Raw genomic sequence first — 22,240 nt, 5'->3', positions numbered from 1 at the left:
TCACAGGTTAACGCTACGCGCCGGCGTGATGGCACCGTAGTCATTCACGCTCTGCCAGGAAAGCGTGCCGCCGGCACCGGCTGGCAGCACCTGCTGCGCCGAGCTTTTCGGCGCAACCATCAGGTTATCCAGCGTCTGTCCGCCCAGCTTCACGTTGACCAAGGTGATGTAATACGGAGACGCGTTGCTGACTTTAAGATGGTTGCCGGCACGCTCAAACCGCAGCTGGGAAAGCGCCTCTTCCGGCTGCATCGCCAGGTTGTTCGGGCGCACAAACAGCTTGATGCGCGAGAGGATAGCCAGCTGCAGCACGTTATTGTTTTCAGTTTTGGCTTTATTTACTGACGGGATCGCCTTCACGTTCATGTAAAAGAGCGATTCGCGATCGGCAGGCAGTGCAGGTCCGGCGTAAATAATACGCAGCGTGTTTTCGCTGTCCGGCTCGCTCACAAACAATGGCGGGGTGACGGCAAAGGTTTTTTCTTTTTGCCCGTTCGCATTTTCGATCCATGCGTTAATTAAATAGCGTTCTTGTTTGTTGCTGTTGGTGATCGCCAGCGATGTTTGCTTCGCGTCGGCCGGGTAAATAACGCGCGTGGCCCCCAGCGCAATACCGCCGGACGCATTCGCGCATGCAGAAACCATCATCAAAATAAACGATAAAAAAAGTCCTGGTTTAATTAGGGTATTCATCACAACCGTACCTTTAATATTGTGTTCGCAGGTGTTATGGATAAATCAGCGTAAACCAGACATCCGACTGAATTTTGCCTGGCTCGAGGTGTTCGGAAATAGCCCGATAGCGGGCGCTAAAATGGAACGCCAGCTCGCGGGTATCGACCGGCAGCCAGCTAACGGCCGTGGCATTCGGGATAATCTGACGCTGCTGTTCGTCAAAGAGCGCCAGCCCAACGCCGCTGCTGACAGGTGTTTCACCCGGCCGCGATGTCGCCAGAAAGACCTGCGGATCTTCTGCGGGCGTGACGCCCTGAAACTGGATCCCCACGGTGCGCGAAACATCAACGCTGCAGTCCAGCAGCCGCACGGTGAAAGGCACATTTACGGTGGAAAAGCTGCCCACACCGGAAAATGAATTGGTTCGGTACTGCCCCATGTCGATGCGCATATTCTGGCTATCCGGCGCCACGGCGCAGCCGCCGTTCACCAGTTCACCTCTGAGATGCACTTTGCCGCCTTCGATCACCACGGTATGCGCCGATACCGGGCCAGCCATCGCAAGGGTTAACAGCAGTAGTGTTCCGGTCCTTGTCATCCTTCGTTCCTGGCATTTGCGTATGACGGGCCTCATCCGTGAGGCCTGAACATCCCTGTGCGGAGGAATTACTCGTATTTCATTACGAAGGTGGCGTCAGCATTTGCCTGGCCTGGCTCGGTGGTCGCAGCCGTTGATTTATAACGCGCGGTGAACTTCAGGGTGTTAGTCCCTTCGATCAGCGTCTGCGCGGCAGAGAAGGTTGCACCGTCCGGCGTCAGAACGCTGGATTTGCTGTCGAGGATCTCGATACCTACGCCCTTCGCGGTGTTGTCGTTGCTGCCGGAAGACACTGCCAGCAGAGTTTTGTCGGTTGGGTCGATCTGACCGGTGAACGCAACGGCTGCGGTTTTGGCTACCAGCGGATCGCAATCGTTCAGTTCAATATTGAATGGAATATTGGAGGTGGTGTCGCCCACTTTAGTGAATTTCGCGGTACGATACTGACCCAGATTAACGGTCTGCTCGGAAGAATCAGTATTTACTGAACAAGCAGCATTAACCAGCTCACCTTTAAAATGTACGGTACCGCCATTTACGGAAACCGGGGTAGCAGGATCTGCTGCATTTGCGGCACCCGCAACCAGGGCCAATGTAGCAATAACAGTAGAAGCAATGTTGCTGAGTTTCATGTCTATTCCTTTAAAATGTAAATAACCCTTCCCGCGAATAATCGGGAATAAGAAATACGTTCAATTGATTAATTGAAAGCTTATTTCGGAGGAGACAAAGTAGCTCAGGACGCGTTTTTTAAATATGTCAAAACGCTGCCATTTCGCCAGGTCACATCCTAATCCCGCCTAGGAAATTGACCATCCGTTAAGAAGGGTTTTTGCGCCTCACTGATAAAAACGCGTAAAGGGTGACTGACAGCGGCGCTCGCTTCTGACAAAATACAGGCAATCCCCCCTTTCAAACGTTACAGACGGAATCTTCTCTCTGATGGCAGCAAAGATTATTGACGGTAAAACGATTGCGCAGCAGGTGCGCTCTGAGGTCGCGGAAAAAGTGAAGGCGCGTAAAGCCGCCGGAAAACGCGCCCCCGGGCTGGCCGTTGTGCTGGTTGGCAGCAACCCGGCATCGCAGATTTATGTCGGCAGCAAGCGCAAAGCGTGTGAAGAGGTCGGCTTCGTCTCCCGCTCTTACGATTTGCCGGAAACCACCAGCGAAGCAGAACTGCTGGAACTTATTGACACCCTGAATGCCGATAAAGAGATCGACGGTATTCTGGTTCAGTTGCCGCTGCCGGCAGGTATCGACAACGTGAAGGTGCTGGAGCGTATCGCACCCGATAAAGACGTTGACGGTTTCCACCCGTACAACGTTGGCCGCCTGTGCCAGCGCGCGCCGCGTCTGCGTCCGTGTACGCCGCGCGGTATCGTGACACTGCTGGAGCGTTATAACATCGACACCTACGGCCTGAACGCCGTGGTTATCGGCGCGTCCAATATCGTGGGCCGTCCGATGAGCATGGAGCTGCTTCTGGCCGGCTGCACCACCACCGTCACCCACCGCTTCACCAAAAACCTGCGTCATCACGTAGAAAATGCCGATCTGCTGATCGTCGCGGTCGGTAAGCCGGGCTTTATTCCAGGCGAATGGATTAAAGAGGGTGCGATTGTCGTGGACGTCGGGATTAACCGTCTGGAAAGCGGCAAAGTGGTCGGCGACGTGGTGTATGAAGATGCCGCGGCTCGCGCCTCTTACATCACGCCAGTGCCGGGCGGCGTAGGCCCGATGACCGTGGCAACACTGATTCAGAATACGTTGCAGGCATGCGAAGAATATCACGACGTAGAGGACGCGTAAGATGGCGACTTTTTCATTAGGTAAACATCCGCACGTTGAGCTGTGCGATCTGCTGAAGCTGGAAGGCTGGAGCGAAAGCGGCGCGCAGGCGAAAATTGTTATCGCCGACGGGCGAGTAAAAGTCGACGGCGTGGTAGAAACGCGCAAACGCTGCAAAATTGTCGCGGGCCAGACCGTGAGCTTTGAAGGACAGAGCGTGACCGTTACGGCCTGAGCCGTCTGATGCCCGGTGGCGCTGCGCTTACCGGGCCTACGTACTGTTTCCGTTTGTAGGCCGGGTAAGGCGAAGCCGCCACCCGGCAATTTCTCTCACAATCCCCTCATACCCATCACGGTTATTTATCGATCAACTTCAAATAATCACTATTTCATCTGTTGAAAAATGAAAATTCGGTTGCGCGTTTTTCACTCTTTGCCCACGATAAGTAGAACGTTCTACTAAAACGTTCTACTTACAATAACAGCGCCAAAAAAGCGCTACTCGGGGGAAATCAGCATGAGTCTGATATCAGGGTTTGTTAAATCGCTGTCTAAGTTATCGATGATTGGTCGCGCCTTAATGCTGCCAATTTCACTGCTTCCCGCTGCGGGCCTGCTGCTGGCCTTCGGCGATAAGTTTCATTTGCCGCTGATGATGAACGCGGGTGGGGTTATCTTTGATAATCTGCCGATGCTGTTTGCCATTGGCTCTGCCGTCGGTCTGGCATCGGAATCCGGCATTGCGGCGCTGTCTGCGGCGGTCTCGGTGTTTGTCACGAATATCACCATCAGCACCGTACTGAGCATCACGCCGGAAATGGCCTCTCAGGGCGGAAAATACGCCATGGTCGTCGGCATCCCGACGCTGCAGATGGGCGTCTTCGGCGGCCTGATCTGCGGTATTCTCGCGGCCTGGTGCTATAACCGCTTCCACACCATGCAGCTGCCGGAATTCCTGGGCTTCTTCTCCGGCAAGCGCTTCGTGGCGATTGCAACGGCGTTCCTCTCATTCCTGATGGGGCTGCTGCTGCCGTACGTCTGGCAGCATATTCAGGCCGGTATCGACGCGCTCTCGGTGGTGGTTAACGGCGATAACCAGGCGGCGTCGACCTTTATCTTCGGTCTGGTGGAGCGCGCGCTGATCCCGCTCGGTCTGCACCATATCTGGTACCCGTCTTTCTGGTATTCGTTCGGGGATTACACCACCCAGGCCGGCCAGGTTATCCACGGCGACCAGACCATCTGGTTCAAGATGCTGGAAGAAGGGGTGAAATCCTTCAGCAGCGACACCTATCAGAACGCCGGTAAGTTCATGCAGGGTGAATTCCCGCTGATGCTGTTCGCGCTGCCCGCCGCGTGCCTGGCGATGTATCACGAAGCCCATACGAAGAACAAGAAAATCGCGGCAGGTATTCTGTTCTCCGCGGCGCTCACCTGCTTCCTGACGGGGATCACCGAACCGGTTGAGTTTACCTTTATCTTCGTGGCGCCGATTCTCTACGTCTTCAACGCCATCATGGCGGGTCTGGCGTATATGACCATGTATCTGCTGCATGCGCATATCGCCAAGTCGTTCTCTGCAGGCTTTATCGACTATCTGTCATTCGGGATCCTGCCATCCTTTAACGGTTACAAGACCAACTTCCTGAATGCCATTATCATCGGCATTCCAATGGGCCTGATCTATTACTTCACGTTCCGCTTTGTGATCCGCCGTTTCGACGTGAAAACGCCGGGCCGCACGGAAGTCACCGCTAACGCGGATGAGAAGTCAGATTCCGAGCTCGCAACCGAGATCATCACCCTGCTGGGCGGAGCGCATAACATCGACTCCGTCGGCTCCTGCATCACCCGCCTGCGCCTGGAAGTGGCAAAAAGCGAGGCGGTAGACAGAGACGGCCTGAACGGGCTCGGCGCGCGCGGCGTGGTCTTCGTCGGCGACAACGGTATACAGGTGATTTTCGGTGCCAGAGCACAGTTTATCGCCCAGACCATGTCCACCATGATCGGCAAATAATAAGATGCCTGAAAGACACGTCTCCTGTACGCTTGGAGACGTGTCTTATCTGGCTGATTATCGGTAAATTTCAGGGAGCGGTTTTGAAGAAAGTCAGCATTATTGATGTCGCAAAGCACGCGGGCGTGTCGGTCTCTACCGTCTCGCTGGTGCTACGCCAGAAAGGGAAAATCTCAGAGGCGACGATCGGGAAGGTCAATGCCGCCATCACGACGCTCGGCTATGTTCATAACGTCGCCGCTGCCAACCTTCGCGCCAACACCTCCAATCTTATCGGCCTGATCCTGCGCGACTTCAGCGACAGCTTTTCCATCAAGGTGATGGCGAGCATCGTCCAGGAGCTGGAAAAACAGGGATATATGGTTTTTCTCGGCCAGCCGCAGAACGACGCAGACCATCTTGAGCGCTGCCTGCTGTCGTTTAAGCAGCAGGGCGTCGCCGGGGTTATCTATCTGGCCTCGGACACCCGCACGTCCACCCTGCCGGAACAGATTCGCCGCTGCCCGCTGCCGCTGGTGGTGGTTTCTCAGTCCCTGCTGGATGAAAAATGCAACCTGGTGATGCGCGATAATCGCCAGGCGGCAAATCTGGCGGTGCGTTATCTTATCGAGCGCGGCCACCGTAATATCGCCTACATTGGCGGGCGTGATGGCTGCCTTATCCGCGAGCAGCGCCTGCTCGGCTTTCGCAGCGCGATGACGCAAAACGGCCTGGTCTGGCGCGATGAATTCTCGCCGGCCTGCAGCGATGACACGCTGGCCGCGGGTTTCGCCACCCGCCAGCTGCTGGAAAAAAACAACACCATTACCGCCCTGCTCTGCCACTCGCCGGATGCGATGATCGGTTCCATCTCCGGTATTCATCAGGTTGGACGTACGGTGGGTAAAGATGTGTTTCTGACGCAGCAGGTCGCACTGGTCGGTTTCGAAGATATGCTGCACGTTAACCTCACCTCGCCGTCATTTACCTACGTCTCGTCCGCCAGCGAAGAGACGGGGCGCCAGGCGGCCGGGCTGATTATTCGCACGCTGAAAGAGCCGACGCTGCAAACGCAGCGTATTACGCTCTCCGGGCAGCTCATCGCACGCGAGTCGGCGTAAATCAGAATTTAACCAGGCTCGGCTGTGTAGCATTCACTGCTATAGTTCCATGATTTGCCACGGATAAATACGATGCCTACCGTTATTACTCACGCTGCTGTTCCGCTTTGCCTGGGCTTAGGTCTGGGAACAAAAGTTATCCCTCCCCGCCTGCTGTTCGCGGGAATTGTCCTCGCCATGCTGCCGGACGCCGACGTGCTGGCGTTTAAGTTCGGCGTCGCTTACGGCAACGTTTTCGGCCATCGCGGCTTTACCCACTCCCTGCTGTTTGCCTTTGTGGTGCCGATACTCTGCGTGCTGATCGGCCGACGATGGTTCCGGGCAAGCCTTACGCGGTGCTGGCTGTTTTTAACCGTGTCATTGCTGTCGCACAGCCTGCTGGACTCCATTACGACAGGCGGGAAAGGCGTCGGCTGGCTGTGGCCGTGGTCAGATGAACGCTTCTTTGCGCCGTGGCAGGTGATCAAGGTCGCGCCGTTTGCGCTGTCGCGCTATACCACGCCGTACGGGCACCAGGTCATTCTCTCTGAACTGATGTGGGTGTGGCTGCCGGGTGTGGTGCTGATGGGGTTGTTGTGGTGGAGGCGGAGGTAAAAGCAAAACGGCAACTCACGTTGCCGTTTTTAGTGTTTGCACCCTCTCCCTGTGGGAGAGGGCTGGGGTGAGGGCATCAGCGCGCACCAGACTTACTTACGGCGCCAGGTGGTTCCCTGCGGGCCATCTTCCAGAATGATACCCATCTCGGTCAGACGGTTACGCGCCGCATCTGCCGCCGCCCAGTCTTTCGCCTGACGCGCTTCCAGACGCGCTTTGATCAACGCTTCAATTTCCGCCACTTCACCGTCGTCCGCCTGCGCACCGCTCTGCAGGAACGCATCCGGCTCCTGCTCCAGCAGGCCAAGCACGGAAGAGAGTTTACGCAGGTGCGCCGCCAGTGCATTTGCTGCTGTCATATCCTCTGACTTCAGGCGGTTCACTTCGCGCGCCATGTCGAACAGCACGGAGTACGCTTCCGGGGTGTTGAAGTCATCGTTCATTACCTCAACAAAGCGTGCTTCAAACGCTTCGCCACCAGCGGCAGGAACAGACCTGTCGGTTCCGCGCAGCGCGGTGTACAGACGTTCCAGCGCCGAACGCGCCTGCTTGAGGTTCTCTTCGCTGTAGTTCAGCTGGCTGCGATAGTGGCCGGACATCAGGAAGTAGCGCACGGTTTCCGCGTCGTAATACTTCAGCACGTCACGCACGGTGAAGAAGTTGCCCAGCGATTTAGACATCTTCTCGCGGTCAACCATCACCATCCCGGAGTGCATCCAGTAGTTAACGTACTCGCCGCCGTGGGCGCAGGTGGACTGCGCGATTTCATTTTCGTGGTGCGGGAACATCAGATCTGAACCGCCGCCGTGGATGTCGAAGTGTTTGCCCAGCTGTTTGCAGTTCATCGCGGAGCACTCAATGTGCCAGCCCGGGCGGCCTTCACCCCACGGGGATGGCCAGCTTGGTTCGCCCTCTTTGGACATTTTCCACAGCACGAAGTCCATCGGGTTGCGCTTCACGTCAACCACGTCAACGCGCGCGCCGGCCTGAAGCTGGTCCAGGTCCTGACGGGAAAGCGAACCGTAGGTGGGGTCGGTCGGCACCGAGAACATTACGTCACCGTTGTCCGCCACGTAGGCGTGACCGCGTTCGATCAGCTTTTCAGTGATGTCGATAATTTCGTGAATATGGTGGGTGGCACGCGGCTCGCTGTCCGGACGCAGAATATTCAGGGCGTCGAAATCTTTGTGCATCTCGACGATCATACGATCGACCAGCGCAACAAAGCTCTCGCCGTTCTCATTAGCGCGCTTGATGATTTTATCGTCGATGTCGGTGATGTTACGCACGTATTTCAGGTTGTACCCCAGGAAACGCAGGTAGCGCGAAACCACGTCGAAGGCGACAAAGGTACGGCCATGGCCAATGTGACAGAGATCGTAAACCGTAATACCACACACGTACATGCCGACTTCCCCGGCATGGATAGGTTTAAATTCCTCTTTTTGGCGCGTCATTGTATTAAAGATTTTTAACATCGAAGATTCCATGTAAACACGTGTGTGGTTGAAAACCGGGTATTCTACCCGTAATTCAAACCCGAAGCAGCACACAATGCAAGGTGATCGCATCCTGTGGTTATGCTATAACAAGCCCCTATATATGACCCGAACGCGGGTCGACGTACCACAATAACGGAACAGGATGCAAAAATGGTTACTTTCCACACTAATCATGGCGATATCGTAATCAAAACCTTTGATGACAAAGCGCCTGAAACAGTTAAAAACTTCCTGGACTACTGCCGCGAAGGTTTCTACAACAACACCATCTTCCACCGCGTGATCAACGGCTTTATGATCCAGGGCGGCGGTTTTGAACCTGGCATGAACCAGAAAGAAACCAAAGAAGCGATCAAAAACGAAGCGAACAACGGCCTGAAAAACACCCGCGGCACGCTGGCGATGGCCCGTACTCAGGCGCCTCACTCTGCGACCGCGCAGTTCTTCATCAACGTGGCTGATAACGACTTCCTGAACTTCTCCGGCGAAAGCCTGCAGGGTTGGGGCTACTGCGTATTCGCAGAAGTGGTTGAAGGTATGGACGTGGTTGACAAGATCAAAGCCGTCTCTACCGGCCGCAGCGGCATGCACCAGGACGTTCCTAAAGAAGACGTTGTGATTACAAGCGTGACCGTCAGCGAGTAATTCGTGGCGACACTCTTTATTGCAGATTTGCATCTGCAAACAGAAGAACCGGCGATCGTCGCCGGTTTTCTGCGTTTTTTACGCGGTGAAGCGAAAAGCGCCGATGCGCTGTACATCCTGGGCGATCTCTTCGAAGCCTGGATCGGCGACGACGATCCTAACCCGCTGCACCGTGAAATGGCTGCGGCCATAAAAGCGCTGGCTGAGTCTGGCGTCCCCTGCTACTTCATTCACGGCAACCGCGATTTCCTGCTCGGCAAGCGCTACGCCCGCGAAAGCGGTATGACGCTGCTGCCGGAAGAACAGGTGCTCGACCTCTACGGCCGAAAGATCCTGATCATGCACGGCGATACGCTCTGCACCGACGATACCGGCTACCTGGCGTTTCGCACCAAAGTCCACACCCCGTGGATCCAAACGCTGTTCCTGGCCCTGCCGCTGTTCATCCGCAACCGCATCGCCGCCAGAATGCGCGCGGGCAGTAAAACCGCCAACAGCAGCAAATCCATCACCATCATGGACGTTAACCCGCAGGCAGTTGTCAACGTCATGGAAAAGCACCGCGTGCAGTGGCTCATTCACGGCCATACCCATCGTCCTGACGTGCATTCCCTTATCGCCAACGGCAAGCCCGCACACCGCGTGGTATTGGGTGCCTGGCACAGCGAAGGATCGATGGTCAAAGTCACGCCTGAGGGCGTAAAGCTGATCGCTTTTCCGTTTTAATCCTCGCGCAAATTCATTCAATTTAATTGAACGATATCGGCAAATTGTTTCGATTTTAATCAGTCCATGGTCGGTCTATTATTTATCACATCAGGGCAACACGCCCTATCCCAGATAAATTACTTAAGGAATACGACCATGAAATCCATCAAAACTTTCGTTGGAGTTACCGCTCTTTCTCTGGCTTCTTTCGGTGCTTTCGCGCAGAGCGTCAGCGCAACCGGCTCAACCCTTGACCGTGCAGAAGCGAAAATTGCTGCACAGGCCGCTGAACAGGGTGCCTCTTACAAAATCACCAGCGCACAGTTCAACAACCGCGTGCACATGACCGCAGAACTGACTAAATAATGATTGCCGAACAACGAAAACAGACCGCCAGAACGCGGTCTGTTTTGTTATGAATGGATGGCAACAACGGCTCACCTTTTAACCGCGCAACCGTTTTCCTTGCCCGTATAACATGCTATTCTCTGTGCCCTCGAAAGCAGTGTGTTTCGCACCACAGGAGTTTTAAGACGCATGTCTTCCCGCAATAATCCGGCGCGTGTCGCCATCGTGATGGGGTCCAAAAGCGACTGGGCTACCATGCAGTTCGCCGCCGAAATCTTTGAAATCCTGAATGTTCCGCATCACGTAGAAGTGGTCTCCGCACACCGTACACCGGACAAACTGTTCAGCTTCGCCGAAAGCGCCGAAGAGAACGGTTATGAGGTGATTATTGCCGGTGCGGGCGGCGCAGCACATCTGCCAGGCATGATTGCCGCCAAAACGCTGGTGCCGGTTCTCGGCGTCCCGGTACAAAGCGCCGCACTGAGCGGTGTTGATAGCCTCTATTCCATCGTTCAGATGCCGCGCGGCATTCCCGTCGGCACGCTGGCGATTGGTAAAGCGGGTGCGGCAAACGCCGCCCTGCTGGCAGCCCAAATCCTGGCGACTCACGATAAAGACCTGCACCAGCGTCTGACCGAATGGCGTAAAGCCCAGACCGACGAAGTGCTGGACAATCCAGACCCGCGGGGTGCGGCATGAAGCAGGTTTGCGTCCTCGGTAACGGCCAGCTGGGCCGCATGCTGCGCCAGGCAGGTGAACCGCTGGGTATTGCCGTCTGGCCCGTCGGGCTGGATGCTGAACCTGAAGCCGTGCCGTTCCACCAGAGCGTGATTACCGCCGAGATCGAACGCTGGCCGGAGACGGCCCTGACACGCGAGCTGGCGCGTCACAACGCCTTTGTTAACCGCGATGTGTTCCCAATTATTGCTGACCGCCTGACGCAAAAGCAGCTGTTCGACAAGCTCGGCCTCGCGACCGCGCCGTGGCAGCTCCTGTCCGATAAAAGCGAGTGGAATGACGTCTTCGCGATGCTGGGCGAGCTGGCGATCGTGAAACGCCGCGTGGGTGGCTACGACGGCCGCGGCCAGTGGCGTCTGCGCGCGAACGACACCGGCGAGCTGCCGGATGACTGCTACGGCGAGTGCATCGTTGAGCAGGGCATTAACTTCAGCGGTGAAGTGTCGCTGGTTGGCGCGCGCGGGCACGATGGCCGCACGGTGTTTTACCCTCTGACGCATAACCTGCATCAGGACGGTATCCTGCGCACCAGCGTGGCCTTCCCGCACGCAAACGCAGACCAGCAGGCACAGGCGGAAGATATGCTCTCTGCCATCATGCACGAACTCGGCTATGTGGGCGTCATGGCGATGGAGTGCTTTATCACCCCGTCCGGTCTGCTGATCAACGAACTTGCGCCGCGCGTGCACAACAGCGGCCACTGGACGCAAAACGGTGCGTCCATCAGCCAGTTCGAACTGCATCTGCGCGCCATCACCGACCTGCCGCTGCCGCAGCCGGTGGTCAACAGCCCGTCGGTGATGATCAACCTGATCGGCACCGATCTGTACTACGACTGGCTGAAGCTGCCGCTGGTGCACCTGCACTGGTATGACAAAGAGGTTCGCGCGGGTCGTAAAGTGGGTCACCTGAACCTGAACGACAGCGACACGGACCGCCTGAGCGCCACGCTGGAAGCCATGATCCCTCTCCTGCCGCCTGAATATGCGAGCGGTATCGTCTGGGCACAATCAAAGCTTAAATAGCGCGCCCTCCGCCGGGGAGTTGACCTCCTCTTTCCCCGGCGTACAATTCCCGCCCATTGCTGCTTAGCTTTTTTCTGGAATACCCATGAACGATGGAACGGACTATCGCGCGATCCTCGCGTCCGATACCCCTTTAATCGACGTTCGCGCGCCGATCGAATTTGCCCAGGGCGCGATGCCCGCCGCCCTTAACCTGCCGCTGATGAACGACGACGAACGCGCCGCCGTGGGCACCTGCTATAAACGCCAGGGCCCGGAGGCCGCGCTGGCGCTCGGCCATAGTCTGGTAAAGGGTGAGACGCGCGATGCGCGCATCAACGCCTGGCGCGAAGCCTGCCTTGCCCGTCCAGAGGGCTTTCTCTGCTGCGCGCGCGGCGGCCAGCGCTCGCATATCTCCCAGGCCTGGCTGAAAGAGGCGGGTATCGATTACCCGCTGATCCGCGGCGGCTATAAGGCCCTGCGTCAGGCGGCGATTCAGGCAACCATCGAGCAGTCGCAAAAACCGATGGTGCTCATCGGCGGCTGTACCGGAAACGGTAAAACGCTGCTGGTGAAGCAGCACGCGCAGGGAATCGATCTGGAAGGGCTGGCGCACCATCGCGGTTCCTCGTTTGGTCGCACCCTCACGCCGCAGCTTTCCCAGGCAAGCTTTGAAAATCACCTTGCCGTTGAGCTGCTGAAAAAAGATGCCGAGCGCTGGGTGCTCGAAGATGAAGGCCGGATGATTGGCTCCAACCACCTGCCGGAATGCCTGCGCGACCGCATGGTTGAAGCCCCTATCGTCGTGGTGGAGGACCCGTTTGACATTCGTCTTGAGCGCCTGCGCGAAGAGTATTTCGACCATATGTGGGCGGACTTTTCTGCCGCATACGGCGAGGAAGCGGGCTGGAGAGAATACAGCGAGTACCTGCACCACGGCCTGTTCGCCATTCGCCGCCGTCTTGGGCTGCAGCGGTATGCTGAATTCACCGCGCTATTAGATTCCGCGCTGCTGGAACAGCAACGCTCTGGCAGCACGGACGCGCACTTCAGCTGGCTTGCGCCGCTGCTGAAGGACTATTACGACCCGATGTACGGCTATCAGCTGGAGAAGAAAGCGGAGAAGATTGTGTATCGCGGGACGTATGGAGAAGTTGCGGAGTGGCTTGATCGCTGAAAAATAAAGCCGGGTGGCGGCTACGCCTTACCCGGCCTACGTGTTCTATCCGTCTGTTCCCTCTCCCTTTCAGGGAGAGGGTTAGGGTGAGGGTTAGAAGTCGTAACGCAGACGCACCAGGTTCATGTCACCCAGGTTGTCGGTGCTGGAGGTGAACACGTGCTCGTAATCCACGCGGAAACCGTAGTCCAGCTGGAAGCTGATACCCACGCCGTTGTCGATGCGCTGGTAGTTACGGCCGTTCACGTACTCAATGCGGTCGCCCATGAAGTAAGGCTGGATGGATTTAACCGCGTACTGCCCGACCGGGAATTTGTAACCCGCGAAGTATTCAATACCCCACGCATCACCCGCAAAGTAGTCGTTAACCGACACTTTTTTGGTGGTCAGGAAGTTCTGATACCAGCCGCCGCCTGCGGAGAAGGTCCAGTTATCCGGCGTCCAGCTCAGCGCGGTACCGAGGATGTTCTGGTCGTAGGATTTGCTGTCGCCGTTGTCCGGGTTACGCATATCCGCACGGGTGTAGTTCCACGCGGCGCCCCAGGTCAAATCGGTGGTCAGGTGGTAATCCAGACCCAGTGAACCGCCGCCTTTACGCTTGTAGCGCAGGCCGTTGCCCGGCAGGTATTCGCTGTCTTCAAACAGGTAGGATGCATAGATATCGGCATCGCCCACGGTTTTCTTATATTTCAGCATCTGGCGTGAACGATAAGAACCGTCGTAGTCGCCGTTGATCCCGTTACCCGGTGCCTGACCAATCATGTCATAGTCCCAGATATCGGTTTTCACGCCAACCACGTCATAGTAAACGCTGTTCTGTTGACCGAAGGTCAGCGTACCCCAGGTGTCGCTCTTCAGACCGGTGTAGAGCATACGACGCGTGGTGTCGTGCGCACCTTCGGCGTAGTGGTGATCCCAGTTAAACTGCGCGGGAATGTTCACACCCAGCTCGTAGTAGCTGATCCAGCTGATGTCATCAAACAGGTAGTAATCTGCTGCGAAACGGAAACGGGTGCCGCCGTCGAAGCCGTTACGCTTGTAGCTGTTTTTACCGTCGTCGCCGGTCATGTTCTGGAACTGAGGACGGATACTGCCGCCAACGGTGAAGTTCAGGCGGCTCAGCGGGTTACCCGCCTGAGGATCCTGTTTAAGAACGGTGATTTCCGCCTGAGAAGCGAAGGTAGTCAATGCCACTGCCGCGCCGATCGTTGCCGCCAGCGCTGATTTTTTTATAGTCATTATTTTTCCTTAATAGACACGCTGCTAAATATTTAGCGGGTGAATATTAACTGGAAATAATCGGGCTGTGTGGTCGGGTTTTTAATGTTTTGTGCTACTAAATGAGTGGGTATTATCACTTTGTGCTATTTAAACACTGCGCACCGGCATTAAAACCCGGCGCGCAATTATCACCGTGCTAAATCAACTCGCAAACTGACGGAACAGGGCTTTGCCCTTTAACAGCCGCGTGCCGAGCCAGCCTCCGCAAAGGGAAAGCAGCACCGCGCCGCACAGAGGCAGGATCAACCAAAGGCGCCAGTCAGGCTCCCACGGGAAGTCGAACACTTTCGTCTGCAACACCGCCAGCGCCGTCTCTGCGCCAATGGCCGCCACCAGACCGGCCACCAGCCCCAGCAGCGCAAACTCGCTCCAGAGCGTCATCCGCAGCAGCCGCTTACCGGCCCCCAGCGTGCGGTAGACCACCAGTTCCTGATGGCGCTGGCGCATGCCCACCTGCACCTGGGCCAGCAGCAACAGCACGCCGCAGATTGTCACCAGCACCACCATCACCTCCAGCGCGCGGCTCACCTGCTCGAGCACCTGCCCCACCTGCTTCAGGATCGCGCCGATATCCAGCAGGCTGACCGTCGGGAATTCCCGGTTCAGCTGGGTCAGCATGCCGTTACCGTTCTCCCAGCGGAAGCTGGTCAGCCAGCTCTGCGGCTGCCCGTCCAGCGCGCCCGGCGGGAAGATAAAGAAGAAGTTCGGCCGCAGGCTTTCCCAGTCCACTTTACGCAGGCTGGTGACCTTCGCGGTAAACTCCTGGGTATCGCCGGTAAAGGTGACGCTATCTCCCAGCTTTACGTTCAGACGCGTCGCCAGCCCCTCTTCCATCGACACCTCTCCCGCTTTCGGCGGCCAGGTGCCGGCAGTAATCGGGTTGTGATCCGGGCGTTTCTCCTGCCAGGTCAGGTTCAGCTCGCGGTTAAGCGACTCGTCCTTGCTCCCCTCCGTTGGCTGGCCGTTGATCTGCGTCAGACGCGCGCGAACGATGGGATAGAACGACTCAGGGATAATATGATGCTCGGACAGGAAGCCCTTCAGCGGCGTGACCTGCTCAGGGGCGATATTGATCAGGAAATAGTTCGGGCTTTCCGGCGGCAGCTGCTGCTGCCAGCGGTCGAGCAGATCGCCGCGCAGCACCAGCAGCAGGGCCAGCAGCATAAACGACAGCGAAAAGGCCGAAAGCTGGCTCAGCGTAGACCAGGGCTGGTGCAGCAGACGGTTGACCGCCAGGCGCACGGGCAGGGATTTTACCGTCAGCCTCTTCAGGACGTTGAGCAGTATCCAGCCCAGCACGCCGCACAGCAGCGCCAGCACAACCGCTCCGGCCAGTACCGCCCACAGCAGCGTGCTGCCCCCCATCAGCCAGGCCAGCAGCCCCACCGCCACCGCAATAATTACCGGAAGGTAGAACTTCAGCGGCCAGACGTTAGCCACCACATCGTTGCGGAGCACTCGCAGCGGCTGGGTGGCGAGCAGCAGACGGTAGGGCCGTAGCCCCACCAGCACCGAGATTACCGTCATCGCGCCCATCGCCCACAGCCACGGCCAGAAGCTGGCCGGCGGCAATGCGGCCGGGAGCACCGGTTTCAGCATCACCATCAGCAGCTTTTCAAACAGCAGCCCCATTATCCCGCCGGTCAGCGCGGACAGCATCAGCAGCATCAGCCACTGGCCGACAATCAGCTTGCGCAGCTGCGCCCTGCCCGCCCCCAGGGTTTTGAGGATCGCCACCAGGTCGTAGCGGCTGCGGCAGTAGTGCCCCATCGCCACGGCCACCGCCGCCACCGCCAGCAGCAGGGTTAACAATGCCGACAGCAGCAGGAACTGCTGAGAACGTTCAAGTGATTTGCCGAGCGCCCCCTCGTCCTGCTCCAGCCCGTACCAGCGGTGCTCCGGCTTTAGCTGCGGCAGAAGCCATTTTTCATACGCATCAAGCTGGGCTGGCGTACCGCCAAACTTATAGCGCCAGGTGACGCGGCTGCCCGGCTGTACCGCATGGGTTGCCGCGACATCCGCGGTGTTCATCAGCAGGCGTGGCGCAAGCTGGAAGGGATTAAAGCCGGAGTCGGGCTCCTGCACCACTTCCCCGGCGATTTTCAGCGTGGCATCACCCACGTCGATACTGTCGCCGGTTTTCAGATTCAGGAGCGCCATCAGCCGCGGGGCCAGCAGCACCGTGCCGGGCTCTGGCTTCAGCCCGGGCGGGCTGGTCTGTAGTTCGCCGTACATCGGGTAGATACCATCAACGGCTTTGACGCTCGCCAGCTGCGGCGTGTCGCCCGCGAAGGTCATCGTCTGGAAGGTAATCTGTTCTCCCACCTTCAGCCCCAGCGTGCGCGCCTCGTCAATCCAGCCCGGCGGAACGGCGCGCGAGCTTTGCAGCGCCCGGTCTCCCGCCATAAACTCCCGGCTCTGCTGGCTGAGCCCTTTTTCCATCCGGTCGCTGACGCTGCCGAGCGCCAGCACGCAGGCCACCGCCAGGCTTAACGCCAGCCAGACAATCAGCAGCGAGGGCGAGCGCCACTCGCGCCAGAACCAGCGGGTAATCATGCCTCCTCCTGAAGAATACCGTTAACCAGCCGCAGGCGACGGTCGCAGCGGGCGGCGAGCTGCGGATCGTGGGTCACGAGGATCAGCGTGGTACCGTGCTCGCGGTTGAGCGAAAACAGCAGATCGGCAATCCTGTCGCCGGTTTTACGGTCAAGGTTACCGGTGGGCTCATCGGCAAACAGCACTTCCGGGCGACCGTTAAACGCCCTCGCCAGCGCCACGCGCTGCTGCTCACCGCCAGAAAGCTGCGCGGGAAGATGGTCGAGACGTTTACCGAGGCCGAGCTGTTCCAGCAGCGCCTTCGCGTGAGCGCGGCTTTCACGGCTATTTTCCCCGCGCAGAAGCGCCGGGAGTTCGACGTTTTCCAGCGCGTTCAGGGTCGGGATCAGCATAAAAGATTGAAAAACAAAACCAACGTGACGCGCGCGCAGCGCGGCCCGTGCCTCTTCATCAAGCTGATGCAGCGGTTGCCCGACAAGATGGACTTCGCCGCTGCTGCCGTCGTCCAGACCGGCCAAAATCGCCAGCAGCGTGGACTTACCGGAACCGGATTCGCCAATCAGCGCGATGGTTTCAGCGCGTTTGACAACGAGTTCAACTCCAGTAAGGATGGAAAGCTCGTGTTCCCCCTGACCGACGGACTTCTTAAGATGATGAACTTCAACACTGTTTTCCGCTGGCATTTGCCCTTCCTGTTTTTGATTCTGATGACCTTCCGCGCGGCGGCAGCGGACACGTTACTGGTTCTTGGCGACAGCCTGAGCGCAGGCTACCGCATGGCGGCCAGCGCGGCCTGGCCCGCCCTGCTCAATGACAAATGGCAGAGCAAGACGTCGGTTATCAACGCCAGCATCAGCGGCGATACCTCTCAGCAGGGTTTATCGCGCCTGCCTGCGCTGCTCAAACAGCATCAGCCGCGCTGGGTGCTGGTTGAGCTTGGCGGTAATGATGGCCTGCGTGGTTTTCAGCCTCAGCAAACGGAGCAAACGCTGCGCACCATTTTGCAGGACATCAGGGCGGCAAACGCCCAGCCGCTGCTGATGCAAATTCGCCTGCCCGCCAACTACGGTCGTCGGTATAATGAAGCCTTTAGCGCGATCTACCCTAAGCTTGCCAAAGAGTTTGATATTCCGCTGCTGCCATTTTTCATGGAAGAGGTCTATCTCAAACCCCAGTGGATGCAAGACGACGGGATCCACCCCAATCGCGATGCTCAGCCGTTTATTGCCGACTGGATGGCAACGCGGCTGGCTCCTTTAGTTAACCATGACTCCTGATTAAGCGGAGATCCTGACAGGTAAAGTTATGCAAAAATCGGTCTTAATTACAGGATGTTCCAGTGGAATCGGCCTTGAAAGCGCGCTTGAACTAAAGCGCCAGGGATTTCGGGTTCTGGCGGCCTGCCGCAAACCCGACGATGTCGAACGCATGAACGGACTGGGCTTTACCGGCGTGCTGCTGGATATGGACTCGCCGGAGAGCGTTGAGCGCGCCGCCGATGAGGTTATCGCGCTGACCGACAATCGTCTGTACGGGCTCTTTAACAATGCCGGTTACGGCGTGTATGGCCCGCTGGATACGCTCTCCCGCGAAACGCTGGAGAAGCAGTTTTCGACCAATTTCTTCGGCGTACATCAGCTCACCATGCGTCTGCTCCCCGCGATGCTGCCGCACGGTGAAGGGCGCATCGTGATGACATCGTCGGTGATGGGGCTGATATCCACCCCAGGACGCGGCGCCTACGCCGCCAGCAAATATGCGCTGGAGGCCTGGTCCGACGCCCTGCGCATGGAGCTGCGCCACAGCGGCATTAAGGTTAGCCTGATTGAACCCGGCCCGATCCGCACCCGCTTTACCGATAACGTGAACCAGACGCAGGCGGATAAACCGGTCGAGAACCCCGGCATTGCCGCACGATTTACCCTCGGGCCCGAAGCGGTTGTTGCCAAAGTCCGCCATGCTTTTGAGAGTGAATATCCTAAAATTCGCTATCCGGTCACGCTGGTCACCCACGCCGTAGGCTGGTTAAAACGCCTCCTGCCGGGCCGGATAATGGACAAAATTTTACACGGTTGAGTTGAAGCGACGTCGCGCATCCCCATGTAAAGAACAAACCGACAAAAGAGAAAGCCGCATGTCCGTACAGAATATCGTCAATATTACTGAAGCAAACCTGCAACAGACCCTTGAACAGTCGATGACCAAACCGGTGCTGTTCTACTTCTGGTCTGAACGCAGCCAACACTGCCTGCAGCTGACGCCGGTACTGGAAAGCCTTGTCGCCCAGTACAACGGTCAGTTCATTCTCGCCAAGCTGGACTGTGACGCAGAGCCGATGGTCGCGTCTCAGTTTGGCCTGCGCGCCATCCCAACGGTCTATCTGTTCCAGAACGGCCAGCCCGTTGATGGCTTCCAGGGGCCGCAGCCGGAAGAGGCAATCCGTGCCCTGCTGGACAAAGTGCTGCCGCGCGAAGAGGAGCTGAAAGCGCAGGAAGGCATGGCGCTGATGCAGGAAGGCAAATATGACGAGGCGCTGCCGCTGCTCAAAGAGGCGTGGCAGCTGTCGAATCAGAACAGCCAGATTGGCCTGCTGCTGGCGGAAACGCAGATCGCCCTGCACCGTTCAGAAGATGCGGAAGCCGTACTCAAAACCGTTCCGCTGCAGGATCAGGACACCCGCTATCAGGGGCTGGTGGCGCAGATTGAGCTGCTGAAGCAGGCCGCGGACACCCCGGAGATTCAGCAGCTGCAGCAGCAGGTTGCCGATAACCCGGCCGACGCCGCGCTGGCAAGCCAGCTGGCGCTGCAGCTGCACCAGGTGGGCCGCAACGAAGAGGCGCTGGAGCTGCTGTTCAGCCATCTGCAAAAGGACCTCGCTGCCGCAGACGGCCAGGCGCGCAAGATGTTCCAGGAGATCCTCGCCGCGCTGGGCACCGGCGACGCGCTGGCGTCGAAGTATCGTCGTCAGCTGTACGCGTTGCTCTACTAACAAAAAAATGCCCGGTGGCGCTAACGCTTACCGGGCCTGGAAAAGCCGATGTCACCCCGTCTTTTTCAACTGCGTCACCACCAGCTGGTGGCGCGCGTTGTAGAACTTCCGGTAGGTCAGGTAGCAGGCAATGATGGTTGACAGACTTGCCGTGGAAAGCAGCATAAACGTCACCATAATCTGATACTTAATCGCTTTTACCGGATCGATACCCGCAAAAATCAGCCCCGACATCATGCCCGGCAGGCTTACCAGCCCAACCGTTTTGGCGGAATCTACCGTCGGGATCAGCGATGAACGAATGCTTTCACGAATCAGCCGCGCCGAGGCTACTTTTGGCGTGGCCCCCAGGCTTAGTTTCTCCTGCAGCTGCTGCTGTTCGCTGCTGAAACGCTGGCCAAGGTTGTTATAACAGAGCCCAACGGCCACCATGGCGTTCCCCGCAATCATCCCCGAAATAGGGATAACCTGCATCGGCGTAAACTCAATTGAGCCGGAGAGTACCAGCACCGCCAGCGTGAGCGCCGTCCCGGTGGTAATCGCGATAAACGATGAGATAAACGCCTTATCAATGTATTTACTGCGCTTTTGCGCATTCCACGCCGCGTTAAAGCAGATAAAGAGCACCATCAGCAGCGTCAGGACCGCGTGGTTGACGTTGAAAATGTACTTCAGCACATAGCCGACGATGATGAGCTGAATCACCGCGCGGCAGATACTCCACACAATATCTTTTTCCAGCCCCAGCTTTTCCCGGTAGCTGACCACAATCGCAATCAGCACCAGCACCATCGAAAACGCCAGGGATTCGTTGGTAATATTATGCTCACCCACGGTTTGCCTCCTGCATTTTTCCGCCGTGCGGCTGAAGCGTAATCACGTCATCCGCATGGGTTATTTCGCTGGCGTCGTGCGTCACCCACAGCACGGCAATATTCTGCTCGCGGACGTAACGATGAATAATCTCGTTAACGTTGCGTTTGTTGGCGTCATCGAGCGCGCTGGTAATTTCATCCAGCAGCAACACCTTGGGTAAAAACTGCAGGTTGCGGATCAGCGAGACGCGCTGCTTTTCTCCGCCCGACAGCGCATTAATGGATTTGGTTAACGTCTCCTCCGAAAGGCCAAAGCGAGTCAGATCGCGGGTGAATTTTTCCGGCTCCGGCGTTTTTTGACGGATTTGCCACGGAAATATCAGGTTGTCATAAACCGTATCGCCAAAAAGCGCGGGGGTTTGCACACAATAGGAAACCTGCTGGCGATAGCTTTCCGGTGAAAGTGACGCAATATCCTGGCCTTCAAACAGAATGGTGCCCTCTGTGGGGCTGAGCAAGGAGGCTACAATCTTGAGCAGCGTGCTTTTACCGCAGCCTGAAGGGCCCGTTATTAATTTAAACTCGCCCGGCGACAGGCAAAACTCGACGTGCTGAAGGATGGTGTTTTCCCCGACACGAAATCCGACATCCCTGAGATGTATTAAGTTTTTTTTATCGTTCATTGCGCTTCCGTTAACCGCTTTTTGTCATAACCGCCTGTAGCATAATCCTTTCGTGCGCACAGAGCGAATAGCCTCACGCTAAAGCAAGTGTTAAACTTTTTGTTTGTCATTTGTCACCACCATCACTACAGGAAGTATGCAGCATGGCACACATCTTTTATGAGTTCCCTTCCCTGAAGCCTGGTGTTCCTGATGTCGAAACATTAATGGAAGTCATCAAATCTTCGGAACTCACGCGTTTTGTCATTGGTGCAGAGGTGGTCGATTTTGTTAAGAAGGCGCTCATCGTGAACACCACGATCGGCAGTTTCAAAAATTGCTATTTCGCCTTCGACAACGGGACACACTTCCTTGAATTTGACGGCAAAGGAAAATCAAAGCGTTTTAACGAGGTGCCCGACTGGTTCGTCTCCCCGGCTGAATTTTCTCGCACCCAGTGGCTTATCAACCACGACCTTGCGGATGTGAAAGCGACCCAATTCATTGACGTTCTGATGTCCTACCCGCTGAAAGCCCGCCGCGCGCATTGCAATTTGCTATTTGGGCTGGAGCTGGAAAAAGTGAACGCGGTACCGGCCACGGCGTCTGCGGCAGGTAAAATCGGCAATAAAAACGGTAAAACCACCAAGCCACGCGTTACCGATCTGGGATCGTTTGAGCTGTTCAGCCAGTTCTTTGCGCGCATGAAAACCGCCGTGATGGCCGATGAGTTCCCCACCCTGCAGGTCCTGACGGGAATGGATAACCTGGCAAAAGCGCCGCACAGCTTAAAGCAGGGTATCAGGACGTGGTTCAAAGCCATCGCGGGCGACCTTCCACCTAACAACAAGCGCGTTGAGGCGGGGAATGCCGTGCTGTTCTGCGCCCCCATTCGCGAACAGATCCAGCATATCGAAGCGCTGGGACTGGAGAATTACTACCAGGGATTATCCAAAGCCATCGCGAAGGCGGGTGATGGATTCATCTCTGACTTTACCTATACTTACGAGCAATAAACACACACTTTCACTCGTCACAGCATG

Annotated in this window: 24 protein-coding genes; 15 read left to right on the top strand and 9 right to left on the bottom strand. The window is 57.0% G+C overall.

Going from position 1 to position 22,240, the window contains the following annotated elements:
• The 3 genes from fimC to fimA form a co-directional block, all read right to left on the bottom strand.
• On the bottom strand, positions 1-693 hold the full coding sequence (gene fimC / locus ACWHWP_RS05660; protein ID WP_047347217.1) for a type 1 fimbria chaperone FimC: 693 nt from the start codon (positions 691-693) through the stop codon (positions 1-3).
• Positions 694-727: 34 nt separating this feature from the next.
• Positions 728-1,273, bottom strand: coding sequence for a type 1 fimbrial protein subunit FimI (gene fimI / locus ACWHWP_RS05655; protein WP_047347218.1), 546 nt, complete (start codon positions 1,271-1,273; stop codon positions 728-730).
• A 68-nt stretch (positions 1,274-1,341) separates the two neighbouring features.
• Complete coding sequence (fimA, locus tag ACWHWP_RS05650; protein ID WP_059312326.1) at positions 1,342-1,905, bottom strand: type 1 fimbrial major subunit FimA; 564 nt, start codon at positions 1,903-1,905, stop codon at positions 1,342-1,344.
• A 310-nt stretch (positions 1,906-2,215) separates the two neighbouring features.
• Between fimA and folD the strand changes: the two genes are divergently transcribed.
• The 5 genes from folD (at position 2,216) to ACWHWP_RS05625 (ending at position 6,772) form a co-directional block, all read left to right on the top strand.
• Positions 2,216-3,082, top strand: coding sequence for a bifunctional methylenetetrahydrofolate dehydrogenase/methenyltetrahydrofolate cyclohydrolase FolD (gene folD / locus ACWHWP_RS05645; protein WP_045328445.1), 867 nt, complete (start codon positions 2,216-2,218; stop codon positions 3,080-3,082).
• Between the two features lies 1 nt (position 3,083).
• A complete protein-coding gene (gene ybcJ, locus ACWHWP_RS05640) occupies positions 3,084-3,296 on the top strand; it encodes a ribosome-associated protein YbcJ (protein WP_023310640.1) in 213 nt (70 codons plus the stop codon).
• Between the two features lie 282 nt (positions 3,297-3,578).
• On the top strand, positions 3,579-5,078 hold the full coding sequence (locus ACWHWP_RS05635) for a PTS transporter subunit EIIC (RefSeq protein WP_059312327.1): 1,500 nt from the start codon (positions 3,579-3,581) through the stop codon (positions 5,076-5,078).
• A gap of 83 nt (positions 5,079-5,161) precedes the next feature.
• Positions 5,162-6,178: a Mal regulon transcriptional regulator MalI gene (gene malI / locus ACWHWP_RS05630; protein ID WP_059312328.1), complete on the top strand. Its 1,017-nt coding sequence runs from the start codon at positions 5,162-5,164 to the stop codon at positions 6,176-6,178.
• 72 nt (positions 6,179-6,250) lie between these two features.
• The gene (locus tag ACWHWP_RS05625) at positions 6,251-6,772 is read left to right on the top strand and encodes a metal-dependent hydrolase (protein ID WP_047347221.1); all 522 of its coding nucleotides are present in this window, start codon (positions 6,251-6,253) and stop codon (positions 6,770-6,772) included.
• 92 nt (positions 6,773-6,864) lie between these two features.
• On the opposite strand, the gene cysS is transcribed toward ACWHWP_RS05625, so the two are convergent.
• Positions 6,865-8,250 carry a cysteine--tRNA ligase gene (gene cysS, locus ACWHWP_RS05620; protein ID WP_447855200.1) on the bottom strand — a complete coding sequence of 462 codons (1,386 nt, stop codon included), beginning with the start codon at positions 8,248-8,250 and terminating at the stop codon, positions 6,865-6,867.
• Between the two features lie 174 nt (positions 8,251-8,424).
• Between cysS and ppiB the strand changes: the two genes are divergently transcribed.
• The 6 genes from ppiB (at position 8,425) to mnmH (ending at position 12,894) form a co-directional block, all read left to right on the top strand.
• On the top strand, positions 8,425-8,919 hold the full coding sequence (gene ppiB, locus ACWHWP_RS05615) for a peptidylprolyl isomerase B (protein WP_010428247.1): 495 nt from the start codon (positions 8,425-8,427) through the stop codon (positions 8,917-8,919).
• Positions 8,920-8,922: 3 nt separating this feature from the next.
• Complete coding sequence (gene lpxH / locus ACWHWP_RS05610; RefSeq protein WP_447855198.1) at positions 8,923-9,645, top strand: UDP-2,3-diacylglucosamine diphosphatase; 723 nt, start codon at positions 8,923-8,925, stop codon at positions 9,643-9,645.
• 138 nt (positions 9,646-9,783) lie between these two features.
• Entirely contained in the window at positions 9,784-9,993 is a 210-nt protein-coding gene (locus ACWHWP_RS05605) for a YdgH/BhsA/McbA-like domain containing protein (protein WP_447855197.1), read from the top strand.
• Between the two features lie 171 nt (positions 9,994-10,164).
• On the top strand, positions 10,165-10,674 hold the full coding sequence (gene purE / locus ACWHWP_RS05600) for a 5-(carboxyamino)imidazole ribonucleotide mutase (RefSeq protein WP_059312331.1): 510 nt from the start codon (positions 10,165-10,167) through the stop codon (positions 10,672-10,674).
• The gene (gene purK / locus ACWHWP_RS05595; protein ID WP_447855196.1) at positions 10,671-11,738 is read left to right on the top strand and encodes a 5-(carboxyamino)imidazole ribonucleotide synthase; all 1,068 of its coding nucleotides are present in this window, start codon (positions 10,671-10,673) and stop codon (positions 11,736-11,738) included. Before purE ends, purK begins: the two co-directional genes overlap by 4 nt.
• An 85-nt stretch (positions 11,739-11,823) precedes the next feature.
• Positions 11,824-12,894 carry a tRNA 2-selenouridine(34) synthase MnmH gene (mnmH, locus tag ACWHWP_RS05590; protein ID WP_447855195.1) on the top strand — a complete coding sequence of 357 codons (1,071 nt, stop codon included), beginning with the start codon at positions 11,824-11,826 and terminating at the stop codon, positions 12,892-12,894.
• Positions 12,895-12,987: 93 nt separating this feature from the next.
• Here the strand turns inward: mnmH and ACWHWP_RS05585 are convergent, their stop codons facing one another.
• The 3 genes from ACWHWP_RS05585 to ybbA all read right to left on the bottom strand — a co-directional run bounded on the left by ACWHWP_RS05585 (position 12,988) and on the right by ybbA (position 17,414).
• Complete coding sequence (locus ACWHWP_RS05585; RefSeq protein WP_059311180.1) at positions 12,988-14,133, bottom strand: porin; 1,146 nt, start codon at positions 14,131-14,133, stop codon at positions 12,988-12,990.
• Between the two features lie 183 nt (positions 14,134-14,316).
• A complete protein-coding gene (gene ybbP, locus ACWHWP_RS05580; RefSeq protein WP_447855194.1) occupies positions 14,317-16,731 on the bottom strand; it encodes a putative ABC transporter permease subunit YbbP in 2,415 nt (804 codons plus the stop codon).
• Positions 16,728-17,414, bottom strand: a complete 687-nt coding sequence (ybbA, locus tag ACWHWP_RS05575; RefSeq protein WP_023617272.1) for a putative ABC transporter ATP-binding protein YbbA — start codon at positions 17,412-17,414, stop codon at positions 16,728-16,730. Before ybbA ends, ybbP begins: the two co-directional genes overlap by 4 nt.
• Here ybbA and tesA point away from each other — a divergent pair.
• From tesA to ACWHWP_RS05560, 3 genes are read left to right on the top strand one after another with little or no spacing between them, the layout of a single operon-like run.
• The gene (gene tesA, locus ACWHWP_RS05570; RefSeq protein WP_059311217.1) at positions 17,385-18,008 is read left to right on the top strand and encodes a multifunctional acyl-CoA thioesterase I/protease I/lysophospholipase L1; all 624 of its coding nucleotides are present in this window, start codon (positions 17,385-17,387) and stop codon (positions 18,006-18,008) included. The genes ybbA and tesA overlap by 30 nt on opposite strands.
• A gap of 28 nt (positions 18,009-18,036) precedes the next feature.
• Positions 18,037-18,807: an SDR family oxidoreductase gene (locus tag ACWHWP_RS05565; protein ID WP_447855193.1), complete on the top strand. Its 771-nt coding sequence runs from the start codon at positions 18,037-18,039 to the stop codon at positions 18,805-18,807.
• A gap of 58 nt (positions 18,808-18,865) precedes the next feature.
• Positions 18,866-19,720, top strand: coding sequence for a co-chaperone YbbN (locus ACWHWP_RS05560; protein ID WP_063429299.1), 855 nt, complete (start codon positions 18,866-18,868; stop codon positions 19,718-19,720).
• 51 nt (positions 19,721-19,771) lie between these two features.
• On the opposite strand, the gene fetB is transcribed toward ACWHWP_RS05560, so the two are convergent.
• Both fetB and fetA read right to left on the bottom strand, forming a co-directional pair.
• A complete protein-coding gene (gene fetB / locus ACWHWP_RS05555; protein ID WP_039265869.1) occupies positions 19,772-20,554 on the bottom strand; it encodes an iron efflux ABC transporter permease subunit FetB in 783 nt (260 codons plus the stop codon).
• Positions 20,547-21,218, bottom strand: a complete 672-nt coding sequence (gene fetA / locus ACWHWP_RS05550; RefSeq protein ID WP_059311184.1) for an iron efflux ABC transporter ATP-binding subunit FetA — start codon at positions 21,216-21,218, stop codon at positions 20,547-20,549. Before fetA ends, fetB begins: the two co-directional genes overlap by 8 nt.
• Before the next feature lie 143 nt (positions 21,219-21,361).
• Between fetA and ACWHWP_RS05545 the strand changes: the two genes are divergently transcribed.
• Positions 21,362-22,213, top strand: a complete 852-nt coding sequence (locus ACWHWP_RS05545; protein ID WP_063429297.1) for a hypothetical protein — start codon at positions 21,362-21,364, stop codon at positions 22,211-22,213.
• Positions 22,214-22,240: the final 27 nt, after the last annotated feature.

It is taken from the genome of Enterobacter sp. WI-ESBL-E8, from assembly GCF_053364895.1.
This window is presented reverse-complemented; position numbering and strand designations above follow the sequence as displayed.

Excerpts from the sequence above, each read along its gene's own strand:
- fimC (WP_047347217.1), bottom strand. The coding sequence starts at position 693 with ATGAATACCCTAATTAAACCAGGACTTTTTTTATCGTTTATTTTGATG.
- fimI (WP_047347218.1), bottom strand. The coding sequence starts at position 1,273 with ATGACAAGGACCGGAACACTACTGCTGTTAACCCTTGCGATGGCTGGC.
- fimA (WP_059312326.1), bottom strand. The coding sequence starts at position 1,905 with ATGAAACTCAGCAACATTGCTTCTACTGTTATTGCTACATTGGCCCTG.
- folD (WP_045328445.1), top strand. The coding sequence starts at position 2,216 with ATGGCAGCAAAGATTATTGACGGTAAAACGATTGCGCAGCAGGTGCGC.
- ybcJ (WP_023310640.1), top strand. The coding sequence starts at position 3,084 with ATGGCGACTTTTTCATTAGGTAAACATCCGCACGTTGAGCTGTGCGAT.
- ACWHWP_RS05635 (WP_059312327.1), top strand. The coding sequence starts at position 3,579 with ATGAGTCTGATATCAGGGTTTGTTAAATCGCTGTCTAAGTTATCGATG.
- ACWHWP_RS05625 (WP_047347221.1), top strand. The coding sequence starts at position 6,251 with ATGCCTACCGTTATTACTCACGCTGCTGTTCCGCTTTGCCTGGGCTTA.
- cysS (WP_447855200.1), bottom strand. The coding sequence starts at position 8,250 with ATGTTAAAAATCTTTAATACAATGACGCGCCAAAAAGAGGAATTTAAA.
- ppiB (WP_010428247.1), top strand. The coding sequence starts at position 8,425 with ATGGTTACTTTCCACACTAATCATGGCGATATCGTAATCAAAACCTTT.
- ACWHWP_RS05605 (WP_447855197.1), top strand. The coding sequence starts at position 9,784 with ATGAAATCCATCAAAACTTTCGTTGGAGTTACCGCTCTTTCTCTGGCT.
- purE (WP_059312331.1), top strand. The coding sequence starts at position 10,165 with ATGTCTTCCCGCAATAATCCGGCGCGTGTCGCCATCGTGATGGGGTCC.
- purK (WP_447855196.1), top strand. The coding sequence starts at position 10,671 with ATGAAGCAGGTTTGCGTCCTCGGTAACGGCCAGCTGGGCCGCATGCTG.
- mnmH (WP_447855195.1), top strand. The coding sequence starts at position 11,824 with ATGAACGATGGAACGGACTATCGCGCGATCCTCGCGTCCGATACCCCT.
- ACWHWP_RS05585 (WP_059311180.1), bottom strand. The coding sequence starts at position 14,133 with ATGACTATAAAAAAATCAGCGCTGGCGGCAACGATCGGCGCGGCAGTG.
- ybbP (WP_447855194.1), bottom strand. The coding sequence starts at position 16,731 with ATGATTACCCGCTGGTTCTGGCGCGAGTGGCGCTCGCCCTCGCTGCTG.
- tesA (WP_059311217.1), top strand. The coding sequence starts at position 17,385 with ATGAACTTCAACACTGTTTTCCGCTGGCATTTGCCCTTCCTGTTTTTG.
- ybbA (WP_023617272.1), bottom strand. The coding sequence starts at position 17,414 with ATGCCAGCGGAAAACAGTGTTGAAGTTCATCATCTTAAGAAGTCCGTC.
- ACWHWP_RS05565 (WP_447855193.1), top strand. The coding sequence starts at position 18,037 with ATGCAAAAATCGGTCTTAATTACAGGATGTTCCAGTGGAATCGGCCTT.
- ACWHWP_RS05560 (WP_063429299.1), top strand. The coding sequence starts at position 18,866 with ATGTCCGTACAGAATATCGTCAATATTACTGAAGCAAACCTGCAACAG.
- fetA (WP_059311184.1), bottom strand. The coding sequence starts at position 21,218 with ATGAACGATAAAAAAAACTTAATACATCTCAGGGATGTCGGATTTCGT.
- ACWHWP_RS05545 (WP_063429297.1), top strand. The coding sequence starts at position 21,362 with ATGGCACACATCTTTTATGAGTTCCCTTCCCTGAAGCCTGGTGTTCCT.